Source organism: Fructobacillus papyriferae (assembly GCF_018437225.1).
GTDB classification, from domain to species: Bacteria; Bacillota; Bacilli; order Lactobacillales; family Lactobacillaceae; genus Fructobacillus; species Fructobacillus papyriferae.
This window is the reverse complement of the sequence record NZ_JAAMFI010000004.1, coordinates 21,054-39,876: the sequence shown is the minus strand read 5'-3', so window position 1 is coordinate 39,876 and position 18,823 is coordinate 21,054. Positions and strand designations below refer to the sequence as shown.

General features: G+C 47.0%; 31 protein-coding genes. 1 reads left to right on the top strand and 30 read right to left on the bottom strand.

What is annotated here, in order from left to right; genetic code table 11:
- The first annotated feature begins 210 nt into the window (after positions 1-210).
- Complete coding sequence (locus G6R27_RS05940) at positions 211-1,629, top strand: Ig-like domain-containing protein (RefSeq protein ID WP_213820158.1); 1,419 nt, start codon at positions 211-213, stop codon at positions 1,627-1,629.
- 548 nt (positions 1,630-2,177) lie between these two features.
- Here the strand turns inward: G6R27_RS05940 and G6R27_RS05935 are convergent.
- The 30 genes from G6R27_RS05935 to rplP all read right to left on the bottom strand — a co-directional run bounded on the left by G6R27_RS05935 (position 2,178) and on the right by rplP (position 18,820).
- Positions 2,178-2,360: a hypothetical protein gene (locus G6R27_RS05935; RefSeq protein ID WP_213820157.1), complete on the bottom strand. Its 183-nt coding sequence runs from the start codon at positions 2,358-2,360 to the stop codon at positions 2,178-2,180.
- Between the two features lie 198 nt (positions 2,361-2,558).
- Positions 2,559-2,969 (bottom strand): pyridoxamine 5'-phosphate oxidase family protein, encoded by a 411-nt coding sequence (locus G6R27_RS05930; RefSeq protein WP_213820156.1) that lies wholly within the window; start codon positions 2,967-2,969, stop codon positions 2,559-2,561.
- Positions 2,970-2,981: 12 nt separating this feature from the next.
- On the bottom strand, positions 2,982-3,764 hold the full coding sequence (gene truA / locus G6R27_RS05925) for a tRNA pseudouridine(38-40) synthase TruA (RefSeq protein ID WP_213820155.1): 783 nt from the start codon (positions 3,762-3,764) through the stop codon (positions 2,982-2,984).
- A gap of 26 nt (positions 3,765-3,790) precedes the next feature.
- Positions 3,791-4,588, bottom strand: a complete 798-nt coding sequence (locus tag G6R27_RS05920) for an energy-coupling factor transporter transmembrane component T family protein (protein WP_213820154.1) — start codon at positions 4,586-4,588, stop codon at positions 3,791-3,793.
- Entirely contained in the window at positions 4,581-5,468 is an 888-nt protein-coding gene (locus tag G6R27_RS05915) for an energy-coupling factor transporter ATPase (RefSeq protein WP_213820153.1), read from the bottom strand. The genes G6R27_RS05920 and G6R27_RS05915 overlap by 8 nt, the downstream gene beginning before the upstream one ends.
- Entirely contained in the window at positions 5,444-6,265 is an 822-nt protein-coding gene (locus tag G6R27_RS05910) for an energy-coupling factor transporter ATPase (protein ID WP_213820152.1), read from the bottom strand. Before G6R27_RS05910 ends, G6R27_RS05915 begins: the two co-directional genes overlap by 25 nt.
- Positions 6,266-6,346: 81 nt before the next feature.
- Complete coding sequence (locus G6R27_RS05905; protein WP_213820151.1) at positions 6,347-6,754, bottom strand: DUF3021 domain-containing protein; 408 nt, start codon at positions 6,752-6,754, stop codon at positions 6,347-6,349.
- A gap of 10 nt (positions 6,755-6,764) precedes the next feature.
- Positions 6,765-7,217, bottom strand: a complete 453-nt coding sequence (locus tag G6R27_RS05900) for a LytTR family DNA-binding domain-containing protein (RefSeq protein ID WP_213820150.1) — start codon at positions 7,215-7,217, stop codon at positions 6,765-6,767.
- A gap of 17 nt (positions 7,218-7,234) precedes the next feature.
- Positions 7,235-8,089, bottom strand: a complete 855-nt coding sequence (locus G6R27_RS05895) for an ABC transporter permease (RefSeq protein ID WP_213820149.1) — start codon at positions 8,087-8,089, stop codon at positions 7,235-7,237.
- Positions 8,089-8,964 (bottom strand): ABC transporter ATP-binding protein, encoded by an 876-nt coding sequence (locus G6R27_RS05890; RefSeq protein WP_213820148.1) that lies wholly within the window; start codon positions 8,962-8,964, stop codon positions 8,089-8,091. The genes G6R27_RS05895 and G6R27_RS05890 overlap by 1 nt, the downstream gene beginning before the upstream one ends.
- Positions 8,965-9,115: 151 nt before the next feature.
- Positions 9,116-9,499: a 50S ribosomal protein L17 gene (gene rplQ / locus G6R27_RS05885; RefSeq protein ID WP_213793343.1), complete on the bottom strand. Its 384-nt coding sequence runs from the start codon at positions 9,497-9,499 to the stop codon at positions 9,116-9,118.
- Positions 9,500-9,534: 35 nt separating this feature from the next.
- Entirely contained in the window at positions 9,535-10,479 is a 945-nt protein-coding gene (locus G6R27_RS05880; RefSeq protein WP_213820147.1) for a DNA-directed RNA polymerase subunit alpha, read from the bottom strand.
- A gap of 50 nt (positions 10,480-10,529) precedes the next feature.
- Positions 10,530-10,916, bottom strand: a complete 387-nt coding sequence (gene rpsK, locus G6R27_RS05875; RefSeq protein ID WP_213820146.1) for a 30S ribosomal protein S11 — start codon at positions 10,914-10,916, stop codon at positions 10,530-10,532.
- A 153-nt stretch (positions 10,917-11,069) separates the two neighbouring features.
- Entirely contained in the window at positions 11,070-11,441 is a 372-nt protein-coding gene (gene rpsM, locus G6R27_RS05870) for a 30S ribosomal protein S13 (RefSeq protein ID WP_213820145.1), read from the bottom strand.
- Between the two features lie 72 nt (positions 11,442-11,513).
- Positions 11,514-11,633 (bottom strand): 50S ribosomal protein L36, encoded by a 120-nt coding sequence (gene rpmJ / locus G6R27_RS05865; protein WP_213809331.1) that lies wholly within the window; start codon positions 11,631-11,633, stop codon positions 11,514-11,516.
- 42 nt (positions 11,634-11,675) lie between these two features.
- A complete protein-coding gene (gene infA / locus G6R27_RS05860) occupies positions 11,676-11,891 on the bottom strand; it encodes a translation initiation factor IF-1 (RefSeq protein ID WP_010691205.1) in 216 nt (71 codons plus the stop codon).
- A gap of 98 nt (positions 11,892-11,989) precedes the next feature.
- A complete protein-coding gene (locus G6R27_RS05855; protein ID WP_213820144.1) occupies positions 11,990-12,556 on the bottom strand; it encodes an adenylate kinase in 567 nt (188 codons plus the stop codon).
- An 18-nt stretch (positions 12,557-12,574) separates the two neighbouring features.
- Positions 12,575-13,873, bottom strand: coding sequence for a preprotein translocase subunit SecY (gene secY, locus G6R27_RS05850; protein ID WP_213820143.1), 1,299 nt, complete (start codon positions 13,871-13,873; stop codon positions 12,575-12,577).
- Positions 13,873-14,307, bottom strand: coding sequence for a 50S ribosomal protein L15 (gene rplO, locus G6R27_RS05845; RefSeq protein WP_213820142.1), 435 nt, complete (start codon positions 14,305-14,307; stop codon positions 13,873-13,875). The genes secY and rplO overlap by 1 nt, the downstream gene beginning before the upstream one ends.
- 28 nt (positions 14,308-14,335) lie before the next feature.
- Positions 14,336-14,518 (bottom strand): 50S ribosomal protein L30, encoded by a 183-nt coding sequence (rpmD, locus tag G6R27_RS05840; RefSeq protein WP_091502498.1) that lies wholly within the window; start codon positions 14,516-14,518, stop codon positions 14,336-14,338.
- 11 nt (positions 14,519-14,529) lie between these two features.
- Positions 14,530-15,036, bottom strand: a complete 507-nt coding sequence (gene rpsE / locus G6R27_RS05835) for a 30S ribosomal protein S5 (RefSeq protein ID WP_213820141.1) — start codon at positions 15,034-15,036, stop codon at positions 14,530-14,532.
- Between the two features lie 19 nt (positions 15,037-15,055).
- Positions 15,056-15,409 carry a 50S ribosomal protein L18 gene (gene rplR, locus G6R27_RS05830; RefSeq protein ID WP_213820140.1) on the bottom strand — a complete coding sequence of 118 codons (354 nt, stop codon included), beginning with the start codon at positions 15,407-15,409 and terminating at the stop codon, positions 15,056-15,058.
- An 87-nt stretch (positions 15,410-15,496) separates the two neighbouring features.
- Positions 15,497-16,033 (bottom strand): 50S ribosomal protein L6, encoded by a 537-nt coding sequence (gene rplF, locus G6R27_RS05825; protein ID WP_213820139.1) that lies wholly within the window; start codon positions 16,031-16,033, stop codon positions 15,497-15,499.
- A 24-nt stretch (positions 16,034-16,057) separates the two neighbouring features.
- Positions 16,058-16,456, bottom strand: a complete 399-nt coding sequence (gene rpsH, locus G6R27_RS05820; protein ID WP_213820138.1) for a 30S ribosomal protein S8 — start codon at positions 16,454-16,456, stop codon at positions 16,058-16,060.
- Positions 16,457-16,584: 128 nt separating this feature from the next.
- Entirely contained in the window at positions 16,585-17,127 is a 543-nt protein-coding gene (gene rplE, locus G6R27_RS05815) for a 50S ribosomal protein L5 (protein WP_213820137.1), read from the bottom strand.
- A 35-nt stretch (positions 17,128-17,162) separates the two neighbouring features.
- Positions 17,163-17,471 carry a 50S ribosomal protein L24 gene (rplX, locus tag G6R27_RS05810; protein ID WP_213820136.1) on the bottom strand — a complete coding sequence of 103 codons (309 nt, stop codon included), beginning with the start codon at positions 17,469-17,471 and terminating at the stop codon, positions 17,163-17,165.
- A gap of 22 nt (positions 17,472-17,493) precedes the next feature.
- Positions 17,494-17,862, bottom strand: coding sequence for a 50S ribosomal protein L14 (gene rplN, locus G6R27_RS05805; protein WP_213809341.1), 369 nt, complete (start codon positions 17,860-17,862; stop codon positions 17,494-17,496).
- 49 nt (positions 17,863-17,911) lie between these two features.
- The gene (gene rpsQ / locus G6R27_RS05800) at positions 17,912-18,178 is read right to left on the bottom strand and encodes a 30S ribosomal protein S17 (RefSeq protein ID WP_213820135.1); all 267 of its coding nucleotides are present in this window, start codon (positions 18,176-18,178) and stop codon (positions 17,912-17,914) included.
- A gap of 22 nt (positions 18,179-18,200) precedes the next feature.
- On the bottom strand, positions 18,201-18,407 hold the full coding sequence (rpmC, locus tag G6R27_RS05795; protein WP_213820134.1) for a 50S ribosomal protein L29: 207 nt from the start codon (positions 18,405-18,407) through the stop codon (positions 18,201-18,203).
- On the bottom strand, positions 18,407-18,820 hold the full coding sequence (gene rplP, locus G6R27_RS05790; RefSeq protein WP_213820133.1) for a 50S ribosomal protein L16: 414 nt from the start codon (positions 18,818-18,820) through the stop codon (positions 18,407-18,409). The genes rpmC and rplP overlap by 1 nt, the downstream gene beginning before the upstream one ends.
- Between the last annotated feature and the right edge of the window lie 3 nt (positions 18,821-18,823).

Sequence of the window (18,823 nt, the reverse complement as noted above, 5' to 3'; positions counted from 1 at the left end):
ACGATGTGATTGGCTCGTTCTCCCGATTCAAAAGAAAAATGACGACGGTGTCTGCGCCTCTTCTTTATTTTTTCAGACAACTTTTCTTCATTAATAAAAAGATGCCAAAAAAGAGGAGCAAAAGTTGTCATTTATTCTAAAGTATTATGACATTTTGTTGCAAGAGCGTTACCATAGAGTTAGTTATCAGTGCACAGGAGGACTCTTTTGATGAAGAGCAGAAGTATTATTCGAACAATCGTCTTGAGTCTTTTCACGCTCTTGCTCTGCTTAAGCGCTTCGGCCAAGGCAGTGCAACCACACGGGGAAAGTACCAACAATCCTTACCTAACGGATGCTTCACTATCCGATCTAACCGATCCATCGGCCGGCCAAAATGGCCAGGAATACGGGGATAACGATGATCTATTGGTCAAATACGCCTTTAACGTTCCCGCCCACTCGTCTTTACAAGCGGGTAACCAATTTGACATTATTTTACCCCCACAATTTATCGTGGCCAATTCCTTTGACTTTGATATGAAGGACAAGGCGGGCAAGGTCATCGCCAAGATGCACGTTGATGCCGGCTTAAATAAAATCACCGTCACGGTTAACGACTACGCCTCTGAAACCAACCAGTCAAGTCCGCTTCGTGGTGACTTTGGCATCATGCTGCACTTCAACACCGCCGTTGCAAAACCAGGTGAGAAATCAACCATTGACTGGCAGTTGCCAAACAAGGACAAAAAGACCGACGTTTCCTTGAAGCAGGCAGCTGGCATTCCACAAAAGGAACTGATCGCCAAGTGGTCCTTTTATGATCAAAAGGATCCAACCATTTTGCATTGGGTTGTCCGGGTAAACTACGAAAACATCGCCATTAAAAACTTACTGATCGATGACAACAACGATAAAGACGTTCGCATCTTCGGCAAGGTTCGCGCAAGTGAAGTCAACTATCAGTCTGGCAGCACGAATTACGATGTGATCCGCCAACTTCCCGATTCTGATGTTCATCTTTCCATGAATGGCGATCAAGAACACATCAATATTCCGGTTGGTGACACAAGCAGCACTTATCTCGTTCAGTATGAGACGAAGATTTTGCCTGGTGTCAAAGAAGGAAAGAAGTTCTACAACAACGCCAATGTGTCGGCCAGCAACCCAATCGATGGGACGAACACAACTAAAACGGTAACGGCCATCTCGTCTCTTTATGGTGGTTCTGGTTCCGCTGCTTACGATAATGGCGACGTACCGACCCCAACGCCTGCTCCTACGCCAAAACCAACACCTAACAATGGTGGTAACGGTGGCAACAACAATGGCGGCGGAAACAATGGCGGCAATGGCAATGGCGGCGGAAATGATAACAACGGCAATAACGGTGAAAACGGCAACGGTGGCAACGGCAATAACAACAACGGTGGCAACGATTCAAACAACAACCATCCAGCCACTAATCCGAATAACCAGTCGAATCAACCAAGTCAGTCCAATAAAAAAAGACAAGCATCAACCAATCATAACGAAGGCGCCATGCCCGAGACAGCTGCGTCAGAAAAGGCCTCTTTTCTTCCAGCTTCCCTCCTATTGGCCTTCAGTAGTGCGCTAGCGGCTACCATCTGGTTCAAACAAAGGCACTAAAGCCCATAGATAATCGATAACCCCCGATACGTTGAAAGACTAAGATCGGGGGCTTTTCTTTTGAAATGAAAAGACCGGCAGCCAAGATGTTGCATTGGCTGCCAGCCGATCAGGATCAGGCGATTGTGTAGCATCCCGCTACTACAAAGTCAGTTGACGAACTTATGAATGAACCAAAGACGAGCTGAATCAGAAAGATTTGGAAAAAAGCTGTCCCGAAACCAAAAGAAACGTTCTTCAATCCTCCCCTGAAAAACACGTATAAGAAGCCAATCCGGTCATCACCGGTATGACTAGGCATACTTACATGGGAAGAGAAGTTTGACAGGAAAGCGAAGGAGAACCTGTCAAGGTTCTTCAGGCCAGCAAAGAAAGTTCAATCGGCCTGATCCTGATTTATTTATACCACGATTCGTGGTAATAAGGAAGAAAATCTTTAAATATTCGAATAGGTTGGCTGTTATTATACAAAATTAAAATTATTGTCCTTTAACTCATGCGCTTACAACATCAAAAAAGCCCCTGCCTTCAGCAGGAGCTTTTTTTGATTAATTGCCCAACAAGCCGCTCGTAAAGCCGGTCACGCAGGCGTGTGCAGAGTCGTGAATAACCGTCACGGCCGTGTGGATACCACCACCAATTCCGTGGCAGAGGTTGTAAATGGCACCGCTCACATCAAGTGATGGTAGGTGGATGGCCTGGAAAGCCGACAATAACATATCGTGGTTCATCTTTAATCCCTCACATTCTCGTTTTAACAGTTGGGAACTGGCCAGTTCTTATCTTTAATTTACCATTGGTCTGGGTAGAAAGCAAGATTTTTATTTAAGTTTTTTAATATAATACACATTTATTGAAAAAGTATAAAAAGAATGATCAATTTCATCTGTTCAACAAAAAAACCGTCGCTTAAGCGGCGGTTCTTTTTTCTAATCTTCAAAGGTGATGACTTCTTCACCAGCATAGGAAGCCAAGCGGGCGGATTCGATTCGTAATTCCAGCAGCGTTTCCTCTTCTGGGTGCGGGTGATTTTTGTGAAAAATAGGATTGGTAAAGTAGTCCTTCACATCCGACCAGGTCTGCTTTGCTGGTCGAAGCGTAGCCTGGTTAGACTCAATCCGCGCCCCGTTTTCATTCATCACAGTCATGATGGCCACCCGGTCGTTTTCTTTCAAATCAGTCATTTTAGCAGCATCCGGTTGGCTGACCAGATACCAGTGGTTGATCTTTTTGGGATCCATCGCAAAGCCCATAATCCGTAATCCCGGCTGATCGTCTTTAGCCGTTGCCACATAAAGTAGGCCTTTAGCCGCCTGTGCATATTCTTCAAATAAGGTCATCGTTATCCCCCTTTATTGTTCACTATCTCCATTATAGTCGATGTGATCCAAATATAAACCAGCAGCCGGTGCGGTGTAACGCGCTTTTTCTCGGTCATGGGCCGCAATCAGCTCTGGAATGCAGTCGGAAGCCCGCCGACCGGTTCCAATTTCAAGCAAAACGCCCACCATAATACGAATCTGATTGTACAAAAAGGCGTTTCCTTCAAAAGTAAAGACTAGCTCCTGCTCTTCTTCTTTCACCTCGACTTCCGCCTTCGTGATCGTCCGAACGGTCGTCGCCGTTTGGTTACCGGAGGCGGCAAAGGTGGCAAAGTCTTGTTCCCCAATCAAATCTGGCAAGGCTTCTTCGATTTGTTTCGGATCGAGCTTCCAATGGAAATGGCCGGTATAGCGTCTTTTGAAAGGGTCCACATAATCACAGGTCGATACGCGATAATAATAGCGTTTGTGGTGGGAGGAAAAGCGGGCGTGAAAGTCCTCATCCACTTGCCTGACCTCTTTTACCAAGATGTCTCGTGGCAAAATGGTGTTCAGCCCTTTTCGGACACCCTCACCCGGGATATCAAAGGGTAGGTCGAAGTGGACCACTTGGCCGTTGGCATGAACTCCCGTGTCGGTTCTTGAAGCCCCAACAACTTTGATCCGTTCGACCGGATTTTTCCCCATCTGATTAACGGCCTTGATCAATTCCCCTTGAACGGTGCGGTGCCGTTCGACACCGTTTTTGGATTGAATTTGAAAGCCCAGAAAATCCGAACCATCGTAAGCAATAACTGCACGGTAGCGTGGCATACCGAGCTCCTTTCAGTAACTATTTCTCATCTAATTGAAAGCCAGATAAAGCCAAAAATAAAAATGAGTGTGGCAAAGAAGGCGACGGTGTCCTCCCGTTCATAGGAAAGCTCTCGATATCTCGTTCGACCCTCGGCGGTTTCAAAACCGCGAACTTCCATGGCATTGGCCAAATCCAGGGCACGCTGTAGGGCCCCAACAAAAAGTGGGACTAATAGCGGCACCACTGCTTTGGCGCGTTTGACCAAAGAACCGTTTGAAAAAGACATCCCCCGGGACTTTTGTGCCTTCATAATCTTATCCGTTTCGGCCATCAGCAATGGAACAAAACGCAAGGCAATGGAAAGCATCAAGGCCAGTTCGGCCACCGGTACCCGGAAGGCCTTCAGTGGCTTTAGCAAGGATTCGATGGCCGAGGCAATGGCCGTTGGCGCTGTCGTAATCGTCAAAATCGTGGACATTAAAACAATGAGCACGAATCGGACGACGACAAAGAGGGCGTTTTGCAGCCCTGGTTGAGTGACTTTGACAGGACCAGCCTGGAAAAGAACCGGTGTGCCACCCGAGAAGAGCAACTGCAAGATAACCGTAAAGAGAATCAACCATAAAATGGGCTTCAGTCCCCGCCAGTAGAGGCCCAGACCCTGCTTGGTCAACAGTAAAGCAACAAGCAAAAAGCCGGCAGCCCACAGATAAGTTGCCCAGTTATTGGCAAAAACCAGCAAAAAGACGTAGACCACCGTCATCAAAATTTTAGTTCTTGGATCTAAACGATAGAGCAGACCAGATCCCGGGACGAATTGTCCGATCACGAGATTATTCATGGGCGCTCACCTCTTCTTTGGAAAGTTTGGCTAGGTCAAGCTGGCCTTTTAATTGGTCCGCCAGATCTTCGATCGTTTTAGCCAAATGGTCGAAGGTAAAGCCTGCTTTAGCCAATTCCTTCTGGAAAGCAATGGTCTCTGGCAAGTCTAAATGTTGGTCGGCAAACCAGTCCTTGGGCCGGGCGAAAAGCTCGGCCGTTGTCTCGTTTGCTTCAACTTGCCCCGCCTTCATCACGATCACTTGATCAGCGAGGGCCAGCACCTGCTCCATTTGGTGTGAAATCAAAACGATTGTCTTGCCGGCCTCACGGAGGTCTTTCAAAAGGGCGAGCAGCTCGGCCTGACCCTGTGGGTCCAAGCCGGCTGCTGGCTCATCGAAGACCATCGTGTCTGGATTCATGGCAAGCACTCCAGCCAGGGCGACGCGGCGCATTTGCCCACCGGAGAGGTTAAAGGGCGACTGATCGATAAGACGGTCATCAAAGCCGACTTGCTTGAGTGCTTGAACCGCCGCTTTTTTAGCTTCTTCTTCACTTGCGCCAAAGTTTTTAGGGCCATACATCACGTCTTCTAGAACGGTTGCGGCAAAAAGCTGGCTTTCAGGAAACTGAAAAACCATCCCGACTGCTGAACGAATGGGCGCCAAGTATTTTTCCTTGGTATTTTTCGAGATCTTGTGAGCGCCGATGACCACCTGCCCCTTGCTTGGCTTCAGCAAGGCGTTTAGCTGCTGAACAAGAGTGGATTTGCCCGAACCAGTTTGGCCAATGATGGCAGTAATCTGTCCTTCTTTGATCGTTAAATTAATGTCTTTTAAAACCGGCACCGACTGTTTGCCAGCACCATAGGCGAAATCTACGCCTTCAATGTCGATAACCATGTGGCCAACTCCTGCTTGGATTGATACGAAGGGTTTTGGAGTCCAAGAGCGCTTTGCAGAGCCATAGCAAAAGGCTGTGTCAAGCCCAGTTCCTGCAGGGCATGACCCTTTAAAAAGAGCGTTTCGGGGGCTTCGTCATAAACGAGCTGCCCGTCATCCAAGACCACCACGCGGTCGGCCAAGGCGGCCTCCTCCATGTCGTGGGTGATGACGATCATGGTCAGCTTCTCTTGGTAAGCAGCCTTCAGTTCCTTGATTGTTTTCAAAACCGCCTGTTTGCCCTCCGGATCGAGCATCGCGGTTGCTTCGTCGAGGATAATCACTCGAGGTTGCAGCGCCAACACGGAAGCCATCGCCACCCGCTGCTTCTGACCGCCGGACAAGGTGTGCGGTTCGCGTTCGGCATAGTCGAGCATCTCAACTTGACGCAAAGCGGCTTCGATCTTGGCTGGCATTTCAAGGGAGGGCACCTGCCGGTTTTCCAGACCAAAGGCCACGTCGTCAGCGACGGTCGCCCCGACGAACTGATTGTCCGGGTTTTGGAAAACCATGCCGACTTCGGCACGAATGGCGGCCAAGGTCTCTTCGGACAGTTTCTTTCCAAAGACCGAGATGTGGCCCTTGTCGAAGTCCAGCAAGCCCAAAATCAGCTTGGCCAAAGTCGACTTTCCAGAGCCGTTGTGGCCAACGATCGAAAGCCACTCGCCTTTCTGGACCGTCAAGTCGAAACCTTTGAATAATTCGCCTTGATCCGGGTAGGAATAGGTTAGATTTTTGATTGTGATTGCGTCTGTCATTACCTGCTATTTTACCATATTGAGCGCCTTTGGGCCGCTTTTGCCAGTAGACGAAGCGAATTAAAAAAGACTAAGCAGTCCTTAGTCTTTTTTATTTTGCTGGCGGTTGGTCAGCGCCCTGTTAATGTCTGACACCGTCTTCTTCATGTTCATGAGAATGACAAGCCAAATAATGGCATAGGCGATGCTGAAGTAGAGCCAAATCACGGGGTTATTCATGTCTGTATGAAAGCAGCCGGTTGTCTTACCAGTCAGCCAAACGATGACTGCCGTTCCAAGCAGGTGAATGATGAAAAGAGTAAAAAAGGATAGACGGTCGCTGTCAAAAATTGTGGACAGTAATCCGATGCAGGCTGACATGAGCAAAATAGCCCAGATGTCTTGCAAAGGGATGGTCACGGATGACGTGTCTTGGAGCGACAAAATAATCAAGTAGGTCGCTGATCCAAAACCGATTCCAGAGACAATGTGTTGGATAATTTTTTTCATGCTTTTGCTCCTATAGTCCCAATCGGTCAGTCAACTTCTTGACATAACGGCGACTTACCATGGTCTGGTTTCCCCGGCTCATCTTGGCCAGCATCGAACCCGAAAAGGAGTTTTCCAAGCGAGCCAAATGGTTGATGTTGACGACGGCGTGTTTGGAAACCTGAACAAAGTCCGGATTCTTCAACCGTTCCATAAATTTAACCAAGCGCCCCTTGGTGACCAGCAATTCGTTTTGGCTGTATATCAGCAGGTTAGTTTCTGAGACGTCAATGTAGATAATGTCTTTTATCTTAACCAGTTGAATGCCTTCCTCTGTTTTTAAAGAAAGAACCTCTGGGCGACTTTCTTCCAAAGAGGTCAGCGCGGCAATCACTTTGGCAACCTGCTGATTTCTTTCAGCAGCTGCAACCGTCACTTCCACTTCGCCATTTGGAATTTCTTTTTCAACAAAGTCAATCTTCACGATTTTTGCAACCTAACTTAGGCAAAACGCCTCTTTTTTAAACTCTGGATGGTCAAAATACCAGCCGTAATCACTAACAAAACGATGACCAGCCAATAAGTTGCGCCATGGCTCAGCAGTGCTGTCCATTCTATTTTAACACCCATCATCTTTTCAAAATCAGTCAATTGGGCGGGGGCCTTAGCAAAGACGTCCGTTAATTTTGGCGTCATCAAGGTCTGTCGATAAAGGGCCGCAAGGTATGTGCCTGGGGTCAACTTCATCACGAACTGTGCCATGTCCGGCAGGGTACCGAGTGGCACGTAGGTTCCGACCAGGAAGCCGGAGGCAGTGCCAATCAATGACGCTAATTTGGAAAGCGAATCAACCGAATGAATCATGCCAACGATGATCGCGTTCACCGCCGTCGCCAGCAGGGCTGATAAGACCATAATCAAAAGCAGTTCAGGTAAAATTGTCCATGAGAACGCCAACGAGTCCGTGAAGCCAAAGTAGGTCGCCATGACCAAGTAGACAATAACCTGCATGAGAAAGGCAATGGTAGCCGCCGCAATCAAGTAAGACGAACGCACCGCAACCGGACCGATATCCGTGAGTCGCAAGTCCAGGTCGATCTTTTGTTCTTCGTCTTTGACCATCTGCGACAAGGCCGTGAGCGACGTTGTGATTCCCGTAATCGTTAAGGTACCAGCGATTAACCAGTTGTCTAACAACTGGGAGGCATCGGGTAAGCCGGCCCAGCCGGACTTAATCGACTGCTTCAAAAAGACCAGGTAGAGCACAAAGGAAATCATAGCGCCAAAGAGCGAGAAGAAGACCCCCGAACGATTCCTTAGATAGAGCATTAAGTTCCGTTTTACAAGTGAGAACATTAGCGCATCTCCTTTCCAGTCAGTGCGACAAAGGCGTCGTCCATCGTACCCGGACGGTATTCGAAGTTTTCAATCAGAGGTGTCGTCTGCTCTAAGAGGGCAAGAACCTCTTTAATTGCTAGACCAGCCATCTGGAAAGCGCCATCCGAGAGCTTGCTGCTCTCGATTTTTTGACGAGCAAGCGCATCTTTCAGCGCTTCTTCTTGTTCTTCCTTTGGCCAAATGAGCAGTTGGTTCTTGGCATAGGTTGCCTTGATTGAAATCGCCGAACCGGAGGCAATTAACTGACCATGGTCGATAACAAAGACTTCATCAGCATGGTCCGCCTCATCCAGGTAGTGGGTCGTCAAGACGATGGTCAAGCCACGATTCTCCTGCAAATCATGCAGAAGTGCCCAGATGGCGTTACGGGTCTGAATGTCTAATCCAGTCGTTGGTTCATCTAGGAAGAGCACGTCTGGTTCATTAAGCAAGGCCCGGGCGATGTCAACGCGGCGCTTTTGACCGCCGGACAATGACCCATACTTTTGGTCTTGAAAACTAGTCAAGCCCAGATCATGAATCAACAATAGAATTCGCGCTGCTTCGATGTGCTTGTACTGCTTGGCGCGAATGGCCAGGTTTTCTTGAACAGTTAAGTTAGCATCCAGAACGGACTCTTGGAAAACCAAGCCAATTTTTGTGTTTGGTGCATAAGTGACTTTTCCGGCACTAGGCTTAGCTAAGCCAGTTAACATCCGCATGGTCGTCGACTTCCCCGCCCCATTTGGTCCGAGGAGTGCGACAAGCGAGCCTTTATTAATTTCGAGGTTCAATCCTTTTACAGCCAGGTAGTCGCCATAACGCTGGCTCAGGTTTTCTGTTTGAATTAGCATATTCTTGCTCCTTTGCAATGACTAGTATAGGTCGCCCATCCATATAGCAATGAAAAAAACCGCTAAGCGGTCGTAAACGATCGCCAAGCGGTTATTTTTTGCAAAAGAAAAACCCCCGACCCAAAGGTCGGAGGTTAAAGGTTACGAGGAATTAGTCGACTAACTCCAAGATAACCATCTGTGCAGCGTCGCCACGACGTTGAACAGTCTTCATGATGCGCGTGTAACCACCATTGCGGTCAGCAAAACGGGGTGCAACATCTTCGAACAACTTTTGCAAAGCCGTTTGGATACGGATGTTGTCGCCGTCTTCCTTGACGTCAGCAACTTCGTTACGTACGTAGGCGGCAGCCTTACGACGTGCAGCCAAGTCACCCTTCTTACCAAGCGTGATCATTTGATCAGCTGTCTTGCGGATTTCCTTAGCGCGGGCTTCAGTGGTCTGAATCCGGCCGTTGATCAACAAGTCAGTAGTCAAATCACGCATCATTGCCTTACGTTGTGATGAAGTACGGCCTAACTTACGGTATGACATCGGTTAATCCTCCTTTTTTCTAAACTTTTGATGAATTAATCTTCTTGACGGAAGCCCATGCCCATCTCAGTCAACTTTTCTTGAATTTCGTCTAATGACTTACGGCCCAAGTTGCGAACCTTCATCATGTCGGCTTCTGAACGGTCGGTCAACTCTTCAATGGTGTTGATACCGGCGCGCTTCAAGCAGTTGTATGAGCGAACGGACAAGTCCAAGTCTTCGATTGGAGCAGCATCAGCAGCTGCGTTAACAGGTGCTTCGGCTTCAACCATGACCTTGGTTTCTTGTGCGACTGGGGAAATATCCGTGAACAAGTTCAGGTGTTCTGTTAGAATCTTTGAACCAAGACTCAAAGCATCAGAGGGCTTGATTGAACCGTTGGTCCAAACTTCCATCGTCAACTTATCAAAGTCATCACGAGCACCAACACGCTTTTGTTCCACGTGGTAGTTTACTCGTTCGATTGGTGTATAAATTGAATCAACCGTTAAAACACCGATTGGCATTTCATCACGTAATTGCTTGTTTTCTTCAGCTGAAGCATACCCACGACCCTTAACAGCCGTTACAGTCATGTGCAATGACTTACCTGCTGCCAAAGTAGCAATATGCAAGTCAGGGTTTAACACTTCAATGTCAGCAGATCCGACCAAGTCGGCCGCCGTTACATCCTTTGGTCCTTCAACATCAATTTCCAAAGCATGCTCTTCAGCTGAATCCGTAGCAAAAACAACTTTCTTCAAGTTCAAGATCAGCTGCGTAACGTCTTCTACCACACCATCAACGGTGGAGAATTCGTGCACAACACCATCAATTTGAACCGTGTTGATTGCTACGCCTGGAAGCGATGACAGCAAGACACGGCGAAGGGAATTTCCCATCGTCGTCCCATAGCCACGCTCAAGAGGTTCCACGATAAACTTACCGTAGTTGGCATCCTCTTCGATGTTATGAATATCTGGCTTTTCAAATTCAATCATCTGTTAACTCTAACCCCCCTCTTTTCAAAGCAAAGCGCAATGAAAATCAATTATACACGACGACGCTTTGGTGGGCGTGATCCGTTATGGGGAACTGGGGTAACATCCTTGATTGACGTTACTTCAAGACCAGCTGCGGCCAATGCACGAATGGCTGATTCACGACCGGAACCAGGGCCCTTAACCGTCACAGCAACGGTGCGCATGTTAACGTCCAATGCTGTCTTTGCGGCTGCTTCCGCTGCCATTTGAGCAGCGAATGGCGTTGACTTACGGGATCCCTTGAATCCAAGGGCACCGGCTGATGACCAGGCAACGGCGTTACCTTGTGCATCGGTAATCATGACGATCGTGTTGTTGAAAGTAGCGTGGATGTGAGCCACACCAGTTTCAATGTTCTTTTTGACGCGACGCTTACGCGTAGTGCGAACTGCCATAATATGCCTCCTTCTTTTTCTTATAATTTCTCGGATGAGCAAAACTCATCAACATTACACAACTATGGTTGTGATAATCATTTCTCACAAAAGTGAGGCTCTTTTAAAAATTTGGCTTAAGCCGCTTTTCCATTAAAGAGATGGTAAGAAAAATTACTTCTTCTTACCTGCAATTGCCGTAGCTGGGCCTTTGCGAGTACGGGCGTTGTTCTTCGTGTGTTGTCCACGAACGGGCAAGCCCTTACGGTGACGAATACCACGGTATGAGGCGATTTCTTGCAATCCCTTGATATCAAGAGAGATCTTACGACGCAAGTCACCTTCCAACTGCAAGTTCAATGAAGCGATTGCTTCACGGATCTTGTCTTCGTCATCAACTGACAAATCACGCACGCGGACGTCTTCTGAAACGCCAGCAGTGGCCAAGATCTTTTGTGCAGTGGTTGAACCGATTCCGTAGATGTATGTTAAGCCAATGACAATTCGCTTGTCACGTGGCAAATCAATACCTTCAATACGAGCCATAACAATTTACCTCCTTTTAATATTTTGAAAGAACCTTAACGTTCATTTTCAAGCTGTTTTCTGTGGTAAGTTTTACTTACCTGCGCGTTGCTTGTGCTTAGCGTTGGCTGGGCAAATCACCATTGTCCGGCCGTTACGCTTGATTACACGGCAAGCTTCACACATCTTTTTTACTGATGGACGTACCTTCATAATCTATTCCTCCTATTCGGTTAACTGATTATTGACCGTTTCTTAACGGAAACGGTAAGTAATACGACCCTTTGTCAAGTCGTAGGGTGACATCTCAACTGTGACGCGGTCCCCAGGCAAGATTCGGATATAATTCTTACGAATCTTACCAGAAACATGCGCCAGGATTACCGCCCCGTTTTCAAGTTCGACTTGAAACATTGCGTTTGGCATCGTCTCTTTGACTTTGCCTTCAATTTCAATGACATCGTTGGCCACGCAGATTACCTCCTATGTAACCATGCTTTTTCAACATAATCGATAAGTGCTTAACCTATCAAATTATACCAGAATTATCAAGGGCTGACAAGAAAGGCTTAGTTCAAGCCATCCAAGACCGTTTTGACGGCTGAATAGATGGTATCCAAGTCGCCTTCACCATCAATGGTGTGGAGAACCTTGTGCTTTTCATAGTAGTCAACCAGTGGTAAGTTCGCTTTCTTGTTGACTTCCAAGCGGTGAGCGATAACTTCTTTTGTGTCATCCTCACGGCCTCGTCCCAACAGTCGTTGAACCAAAACGTCATCTGCCACCTTGAAGTACAAAGTTGCAGATACCGCTTCATCACGTTCAGCAAGGAATTGGTCCAAGAACTTCGCTTGGTCTTCATTTCGGGGATAGCCGTCCAGCATAAAGCCGTTTTGAAGCACGTCGTCTTGTGTCAACCGATCGGCGACCATGGCGTTCGTGATTTCATCGGGTACCAAGTTTCCCGCATCCATATAAGCCCGAGCTTTTTCACCCAAAGGGGTGTTATCTCGGAGGTTAGCACGGAAGATGTCACCGGTTGAGATGTGAACCATCGGATAATCGGCAACAATCTTCTCTGCTTGCGTTCCCTTTCCTGCACCAGGCAGGCCCAAAAGAATTAAGTTTTTTGTCATGACGAGACTCCTTTACAACTAGTGGATGAATCCAACGTAGTTTTTCTTTTGCAGCAAACCATCAATTTGGCGAAGCAAATCGAGAGTAACTCCAATGGTGATCAGCAAGGATGTTCCACCCAAACCAATCTTTTCGTTCAATCCCCACACATCGGAAGCGATCAACGGAACCAAGGCAACAAAGCCAAGGTATAAGGCACCGACAAAAGACAACCGGAGCAAGAGCTTCGTGATGAACTTTTGCGTTTCGATACCAGGTCGAACCGAAACAATGTAGGCCCCTTGTTTTTGCAAGTTCTCGGACAGTTTTTCCGGGTTCACTTGAACAAAGGCGTAGAAGTAAGTAAAGAGAATGATCATCACCGTATAGAAGATGGCACCGGTTGTCGTCTGCATGGAGAAAATCTCCTTCAAGACTTTAAACCACTGCTCACTCGAATACTTACTTTGGAAAGCGAAGAGAATCGTCTGCGGTGTGGAAATCAATGACGAGGCAAAGATGACCGGAATAACACCAGAAACGTTCAACTTCAAAGGTAGGTAGGCCTCTGCACCATAAGATGCAGCGGAACGTGTGTATTGAATTTGAAGCTTACGAGAGGCTTCGTAGAACCAGGTCGTAATCCCAATAATCAAAATAATGGCCAAAGCCAATACTGTCACGAAAATCCAACCGTTAACGACCTGCGACTTTGACGCCTGCAAGACGTTTTCCTTAAAGATTTCCTTAAATGAACTAGGAGTTTGTGAAATGATACCTGAGAAGATGATCATCGAAACACCGTTTCCAAGACCCTTTTCGGTAATCATTTCACCAAGCCACATGGCAAAGAAAGTACCCATTGTCATGACCGACCCAATCAATAAGAAGGAGGTCACGTTGTTGGTTTGCTGGACCAAGCCATAGGCGGCTAAAGAGTTGAAACCAGCCGTAATTCCGACTGATTGCAAAAAGGCAAAGACAATGGTCAAATAACGGGTTGCTTGATTCAGCTTCCGTCGACCGACTTCACCTTGTTTACTCCATTCGACAAAACGTGGCACGATATCTAATTGCAGCAACTGCACAACAATTTGTGCCGTCACATAGGGTGACACTCCCATCGCAAAGAGGGAGAAGTTCAACAATCCCCCACCCGAGAAGATATTTAAGATGTTCAAAAGGCCAGAGCTCGCCACTGACTGCAAAGCAGCAGGGTTGACCCCTGGTACCGTAATGTGTGTTCCGATTCGGTAAACGAAGATCAGAAAGACAGTCCAGAGCATCTTTTTGCGAATATCTTGTTGTCGGATGGCATTAAATAACGTGCGAAACATTAAATCACCTCGGTGTTACCACCAGCTTGTTCGATTGCCTTTACGGCAGATGCTGAGAACTTGTTGGCCTTAACCGTCAACTTCTTATCAAGTTGACCGTTGCCCAAGATCTTAACACCATCTTTTTGGTTCTTAACGAGACCAGATTCAATCAACAAAGCAGGCGTCACTTCCGTACCGTTATCGAAGTTGTTCAACTTGTCCAAGTTAACAACAGCGAATTCCTTGCGTGAAATGTTCGTAAAGCCACGCTTTGGAATACGACGGTACAAAGGCATCTGTCCACCTTCGAAGCCAAGACGCGTCTTGCTACGAGCTTTTTGACCCTTTTGTCCACGTCCGGCAGTCTTACCGTTTCCAGCAGACGTACCACGACCAACACGGCTACGGTTCTTACGTGAACCGTCAGCGGGATGTAATTCGTTCAAATCCATGGTTCGGTCCCTCCTTTTTAATATTTTTTTACTTTACTTCTTCAACAGAGACCAAGTGGGCAATGTGGAAAATTGCACCGCGAGTCGCTGCGTTATCTGGCTTCACCACTGAGCTAGACACACGGTTAAGTCCAAGAGACTTAACGATCGCGCGTTGCTTAGGCAAGCGATGAGCCGCAGATTTAATCAAAGTGATCTTCAAATCAGCCATTTTATCGCTCCTTATTCAGCCAAGTGTTCCAAAGAAACACCACGTTTGTTAGCAACGGCGTTCGCATCCATCAACTTTGACAAGCCGTCAAAAGTGGCGCGGACAACGTTAACTGGAGTAGATGAACCAAGTGACTTGGCCGTCACATCAGCGATTCCTGCCAATTCCATAACGGAACGAGTAGAACCACCAGCGGCAACTCCGGCACCTTCTTCAGCTGGCTTGATCAAAATCTTACCACCTGCGTGTTCGCCAAGAACATCGTGAGGAATAGTCGTACCAACCATTGGGACGGTAATCAAGTTGCGCTTTGCATCTTCAACGGCCTTACGGATGGCTTCTGGCACTTCTTGTGCCTTACCAGTTCCGAAACCAACGTGTCCTTGCTTGTCACCAACGACAACCAAAGCACCGAAACGCAAACGACGTCCACCCTTAACAACCTTGGTAACGCGGTTAATTGCGACAACGTTTTCTTCTAATTCACCTAATTCTTTAGGGTTTACGAATTCAACCATTTGTTTATTCCTCCTTTCCTTAGAACTTCAAGCCGTTTTCACGGGCTGAGTCGGCCAATGCCTTAACACGTCCGTGATAGACGTAACCACCACGATCAAAGACAACTTCTTCGATCTTAGCAGCCTTGGCGTTCTTGGCAATCATTTCGCCAACCTTAACGGCTTGTTCGACCTTCGTACCGGTAACATCGGCAGATTGTGATGAGGCACTTGCTAGCGTTACACCCGCTACGTCATCAATTAATTGAGCGTAGATGTTGACATTAGAACGGAAAACGTTCAAACGTGGGCGAGCAGCAGTACCAGAGACCTTTCCGCGGACGCGCTTGTGGCGACGTGCACGGAGCTTGTTCTTATCTGGTTTTGAAATCATAGCTGTGCTTTCCTTTTCTAGGCGACTTTCGTCACCTTTTCAAAATAATTAATCAATGTGGTCAGACAAATAAGTGAAGCCTTACGCTTACTTACCAGTCTTACCTTCCTTGCGCTTAACAACTTCGTCTTCGTAACGAATTCCCTTACCCTTATATGGTTCTGGGGGACGAACAGCGCGGACTTCAGCGGCGAAATCACCAACTAATTGCTTTGAAATTCCTGAAACCTTGATCGTCAAAGCATCTGGTACTTCAACAGTCAAACCTTCACGTTGTTCAAAGTCAACGGGGTGTGAGTAACCAACTGAGAGGTTCAAAGTTGAACCCTTCATAGCGGCACGGTAACCAACACCGACCATCTTCAACGTCTTAGTGAAACCATTGGTAACACCTTCGATCAAGTTGATGAAGTTCGCAGTGGTTGTACCGTGCAAGGCACGGTGCTTCTTGTCTTCGGCTGCACGAGTGAAACGAACTTCCGTTCCGTCCATGTGCATCGTGATTTCAGGGTTGATGTTGTATGACAACTCACCCTTAGGTCCCTTAACCGTGACGTGTTGACCGTCCTGCTTAACTTCAACGCCAGCAGGGATCGTAACTACTTGATTTCCAATACGGCTCATGGTAAGTCTCCTTTCTTAGATATATTACCAAACGTAAGCCAGCACTTCGCCACCAACTTGGTTAGCACGTGCGACCTTATCCGTTACAACACCCATTGATGTTGAAACGATGGCGATACCCAGGCCGTTCAAGACCTTAGGCATGTCTTCGGCCTTTGCGTATTGACGCAAACCTGGCTTTGACACACGCTTAATTCCAGTGATGACACGCTGTTGATCTTCCCCGTACTTCAAGAATACGTTGATAACACCTTGCTTGTTGTCTTCAACGAATTCAAAGTCGCGGATGAAACCTTCTTGCTTCAAGATCTCAGCCATGCTCTTCTTCATTTTTGATGCTGGGATTGATACGGAAGCGTGACGGGCCAAGTTGGCGTTACGAATCCGAGTCAAAAAATCAGCAATTGGATCAGTCATAGACATCTATCGATATCCTCCTTTTTTATTTTGAACGTAATCAAGAATTTGATACGCTCTTAAGTCCAACCGACCACAGTCGATCAGACTTAAGAACGGGTCACCCTTTCGAGTGACCGAACTTAATTGTTGTCTTACTTAGCAAATGGCATGCCAAGTTGTGCCAACAATTCGTGACCTTCTTCATCGTTTTGGGCAGTCGTTACGATAACGATGTCCAAACCGCGAACCTTGTTCACTTTGTCAAAGTCGATTTCAGGGAAAATCAACTGTTCACGGATACCAAGCGTGTAGTTTCCGCGGCCATCAAAGGCCTTACCAGAAACACCGTGGAAGTCACGAACACGTGGCAAGGAGATGTTAATCAACTTGTCCAAGAATTCGTACATCCGTTCTCCGCGCAAAGTAACCTTGGTTCCGATTGCCATACCTTCACGCAAACGGAAACCGGCGATTGACTTCTTAGCACGCGTAATCACTGGTTGTTGACCAGCGATTTGCTTCAATTCTTCAACCGCTTCATCGAGGTTCTTTGAGTTTGACACGGCATCACCAACACCCATGTTCAAAACGATCTTTTCGATCTTAGGTGCTTGCATGATTGACGTGAAGTTAAACTTCTTGATTAAAGCAGGTTGAACTTCATTAACATATTTTTCTTTTAATTCATTTGCCATGATAATGATTTCTACCTTTCAAATGGTTAGCTTAATTAGCCAAGCTTTTCGCCTGACTTCTTGGCATAACGTACCTTCTTGCCGTCTTCGAACTTGCATCCAACCTTAGTTGGTTCGTTTGTCTTAGGGTCAAGAACTTGCACGTTTGATGCGTGGATCGGTGCTTCGGTATCGATAACACCACCCTGTGGATATTCGTTAGAAGGCTTTTGATGCTTCTTAACGAGGTTTACGCCTTCGACAACGACGCGGTTCTTAGAAGAGATGATCTTTGTGATCGTTCCTTCTTTTCCCTTGTCCTTACCGGCAATGACGCGAACCTTATCACCTGTTTTTACAAACATGATTGGCTCCTCCTTGTCAGTATTAGAGCACTTCTGGTGCCAATGAAACGATTCGCGTATAGTTAGCGTCACGCAATTCACGTGCAACAGGGCCAAAAATACGCGTTCCAACTGGTGACTTGTCATCCTTAACGATAACAGCAGCGTTTTCATCAAAGTTGATGTATGAACCGTCCGTACGACGTACATCTGAAACCGTACGTACGATAACAGCCTTCACAACATCACCCTTCTTAACGTTACCACCAGGGATAGCTTGCTTAACAGTAGCAACAATCATGTCACCGATGCCAGCAACCTTACGGCCAGAACCACCGAGCACTTTAATCGTCAAGATTTCACGTGCGCCAGAGTTATCAGCCACTTTCAAACGACTCTCTTGTTGAATCATGGTTCATCCTCCTTGTTAGCAATTATTACAGACGAATGGTTAACCTAAATTAAAGGATAACGGCCTCTTCAACGACCTTAACCAAACGGAAGTGCTTCGTTGCAGACAAAGGACGAGTTTCCATGATTTGGACGATGTCGCCTTGCTTGGCAACATTCTTTTCATCATGGGCCTTGAACTTCTTCGTATAGCGAACTCGCTTACCATAAACTGGGTGGTTGACGTAAGTGTCAACAGCAACAGTAATCGTCTTTTCCATCTTGTCGGAAACGACGCGGCCACGATAGACCTTACGAGCGTTACGTTCTTCACTCATTATTCAGCTTCTTCCTTTCGTCTTATTTGTTGGCTTCTGCCAACTGTTGTGCACGAATGACAGTCTTCACACGTGCGATGTCCTTACGAACTTTTGAAATACGGGCCGTGTTTTCTAATTGACCAGTAGCCAATTGGAAACGAAGGTTGAACAATTCTTCCTTGAATTCGGCTTCGCGCTTTTGCAAATCCGCAAGTGACAAAGCGTTTAATTCATTTGCTTTAGCCATTATTCAGCCTCCCGAGCAATAATCTTTGTACGTACAGGCAACTTGTGTGAGGCAAGACGCAATGCTTCCAAGGCAACAGGCTTCGCCACGCCACCAACTTCAAACATTACCTTACCACGCTTAACAGGTGCAACCCATCCTTCGGGTGTACCCTTACCGTTACCCATTCGAACACCAACACCCTTAGAAGTGTATGACAGGTGTGGGAAAATCTTGATCCAAACCTTACCACCACGCTTCATGTAACGGGTCATTGCAATACGGGCAGCTTCAATTTGCCGGTTCGAGATCCAGCTTGAGTCAATTGCTTGCAAGCCGTAATCACCGAAGGCAACCGTCTTACCACCCTTAGCTTCGCCACGCATGTGGCCACGGTGTGGTCGACGGAACTTAACACGCTTTGGTACTAACATGTT

What these genes read in the sequence shown, in the direction of transcription:
- G6R27_RS05880 (WP_213820147.1), bottom strand. Translation starts at nt 10,479, where the DNA reads ATGATTGAATTTGAAAAGCCAGATATTCATAACATCGAAGAGGATGCC.
- rplQ (WP_213793343.1), bottom strand. Translation starts at nt 9,499, where the DNA reads ATGTCATACCGTAAGTTAGGCCGTACTTCATCACAACGTAAGGCAATG.
- G6R27_RS05890 (WP_213820148.1), bottom strand. Translation starts at nt 8,964, where the DNA reads ATGCTAATTCAAACAGAAAACCTGAGCCAGCGTTATGGCGACTACCTG.
- rplO (WP_213820142.1), bottom strand. Translation starts at nt 14,307, where the DNA reads ATGGATTTGAACGAATTACATCCCGCTGACGGTTCACGTAAGAACCGT.
- G6R27_RS05935 (WP_213820157.1), bottom strand. Translation starts at nt 2,360, where the DNA reads ATGAACCACGATATGTTATTGTCGGCTTTCCAGGCCATCCACCTACCA.
- rplF (WP_213820139.1), bottom strand. Translation starts at nt 16,033, where the DNA reads ATGAGCCGTATTGGAAATCAAGTAGTTACGATCCCTGCTGGCGTTGAA.
- rpsQ (WP_213820135.1), bottom strand. Translation starts at nt 18,178, where the DNA reads ATGAGTGAAGAACGTAACGCTCGTAAGGTCTATCGTGGCCGCGTCGTT.
- G6R27_RS05895 (WP_213820149.1), bottom strand. Translation starts at nt 8,089, where the DNA reads ATGTTCTCACTTGTAAAACGGAACTTAATGCTCTATCTAAGGAATCGT.
- truA (WP_213820155.1), bottom strand. Translation starts at nt 3,764, where the DNA reads ATGCCACGCTACCGTGCAGTTATTGCTTACGATGGTTCGGATTTTCTG.
- secY (WP_213820143.1), bottom strand. Translation starts at nt 13,873, where the DNA reads ATGTTTCGCACGTTATTTAATGCCATCCGACAACAAGATATTCGCAAA.
- rpmJ (WP_213809331.1), bottom strand. Translation starts at nt 11,633, where the DNA reads ATGAAGGTACGTCCATCAGTAAAAAAGATGTGTGAAGCTTGCCGTGTA.
- rplN (WP_213809341.1), bottom strand. Translation starts at nt 17,862, where the DNA reads ATGATTCAACAAGAGAGTCGTTTGAAAGTGGCTGATAACTCTGGCGCA.
- G6R27_RS05855 (WP_213820144.1), bottom strand. Translation starts at nt 12,556, where the DNA reads ATGACAAAAAACTTAATTCTTTTGGGCCTGCCTGGTGCAGGAAAGGGA.
- rpsM (WP_213820145.1), bottom strand. Translation starts at nt 11,441, where the DNA reads ATGGCTCGTATTGAAGGTATTGATTTGCCACGTGACAAGCGAATTGTC.
- G6R27_RS05915 (WP_213820153.1), bottom strand. Translation starts at nt 5,468, where the DNA reads ATGGTTATCGACATTGAAGGCGTAGATTTCGCCTATGGTGCTGGCAAA.
- rpmC (WP_213820134.1), bottom strand. Translation starts at nt 18,407, where the DNA reads ATGGCTAAAGCAAATGAATTAAACGCTTTGTCACTTGCGGATTTGCAA.
- rplR (WP_213820140.1), bottom strand. Translation starts at nt 15,409, where the DNA reads ATGATTTCAAAACCAGATAAGAACAAGCTCCGTGCACGTCGCCACAAG.
- G6R27_RS05940 (WP_213820158.1), top strand. Translation starts at nt 211, where the DNA reads ATGAAGAGCAGAAGTATTATTCGAACAATCGTCTTGAGTCTTTTCACG.
- G6R27_RS05905 (WP_213820151.1), bottom strand. Translation starts at nt 6,754, where the DNA reads ATGAAAAAAATTATCCAACACATTGTCTCTGGAATCGGTTTTGGATCA.
- rpsE (WP_213820141.1), bottom strand. Translation starts at nt 15,036, where the DNA reads ATGGTTGAATTCGTAAACCCTAAAGAATTAGGTGAATTAGAAGAAAAC.
- rplP (WP_213820133.1), bottom strand. Translation starts at nt 18,820, where the DNA reads ATGTTAGTACCAAAGCGTGTTAAGTTCCGTCGACCACACCGTGGCCAC.
- G6R27_RS05920 (WP_213820154.1), bottom strand. Translation starts at nt 4,588, where the DNA reads ATGAATAATCTCGTGATCGGACAATTCGTCCCGGGATCTGGTCTGCTC.
- G6R27_RS05910 (WP_213820152.1), bottom strand. Translation starts at nt 6,265, where the DNA reads ATGACAGACGCAATCACAATCAAAAATCTAACCTATTCCTACCCGGAT.
- G6R27_RS05930 (WP_213820156.1), bottom strand. Translation starts at nt 2,969, where the DNA reads ATGACCTTATTTGAAGAATATGCACAGGCGGCTAAAGGCCTACTTTAT.
- rplE (WP_213820137.1), bottom strand. Translation starts at nt 17,127, where the DNA reads ATGGCAAATGAATTAAAAGAAAAATATGTTAATGAAGTTCAACCTGCT.
- rplX (WP_213820136.1), bottom strand. Translation starts at nt 17,471, where the DNA reads ATGTTTGTAAAAACAGGTGATAAGGTTCGCGTCATTGCCGGTAAGGAC.
- rpmD (WP_091502498.1), bottom strand. Translation starts at nt 14,518, where the DNA reads ATGGCTGATTTGAAGATCACTTTGATTAAATCTGCGGCTCATCGCTTG.
- rpsK (WP_213820146.1), bottom strand. Translation starts at nt 10,916, where the DNA reads ATGGCAGTTCGCACTACGCGTAAGCGTCGCGTCAAAAAGAACATTGAA.
- rpsH (WP_213820138.1), bottom strand. Translation starts at nt 16,456, where the DNA reads ATGTCTATGACTGATCCAATTGCTGATTTTTTGACTCGGATTCGTAAC.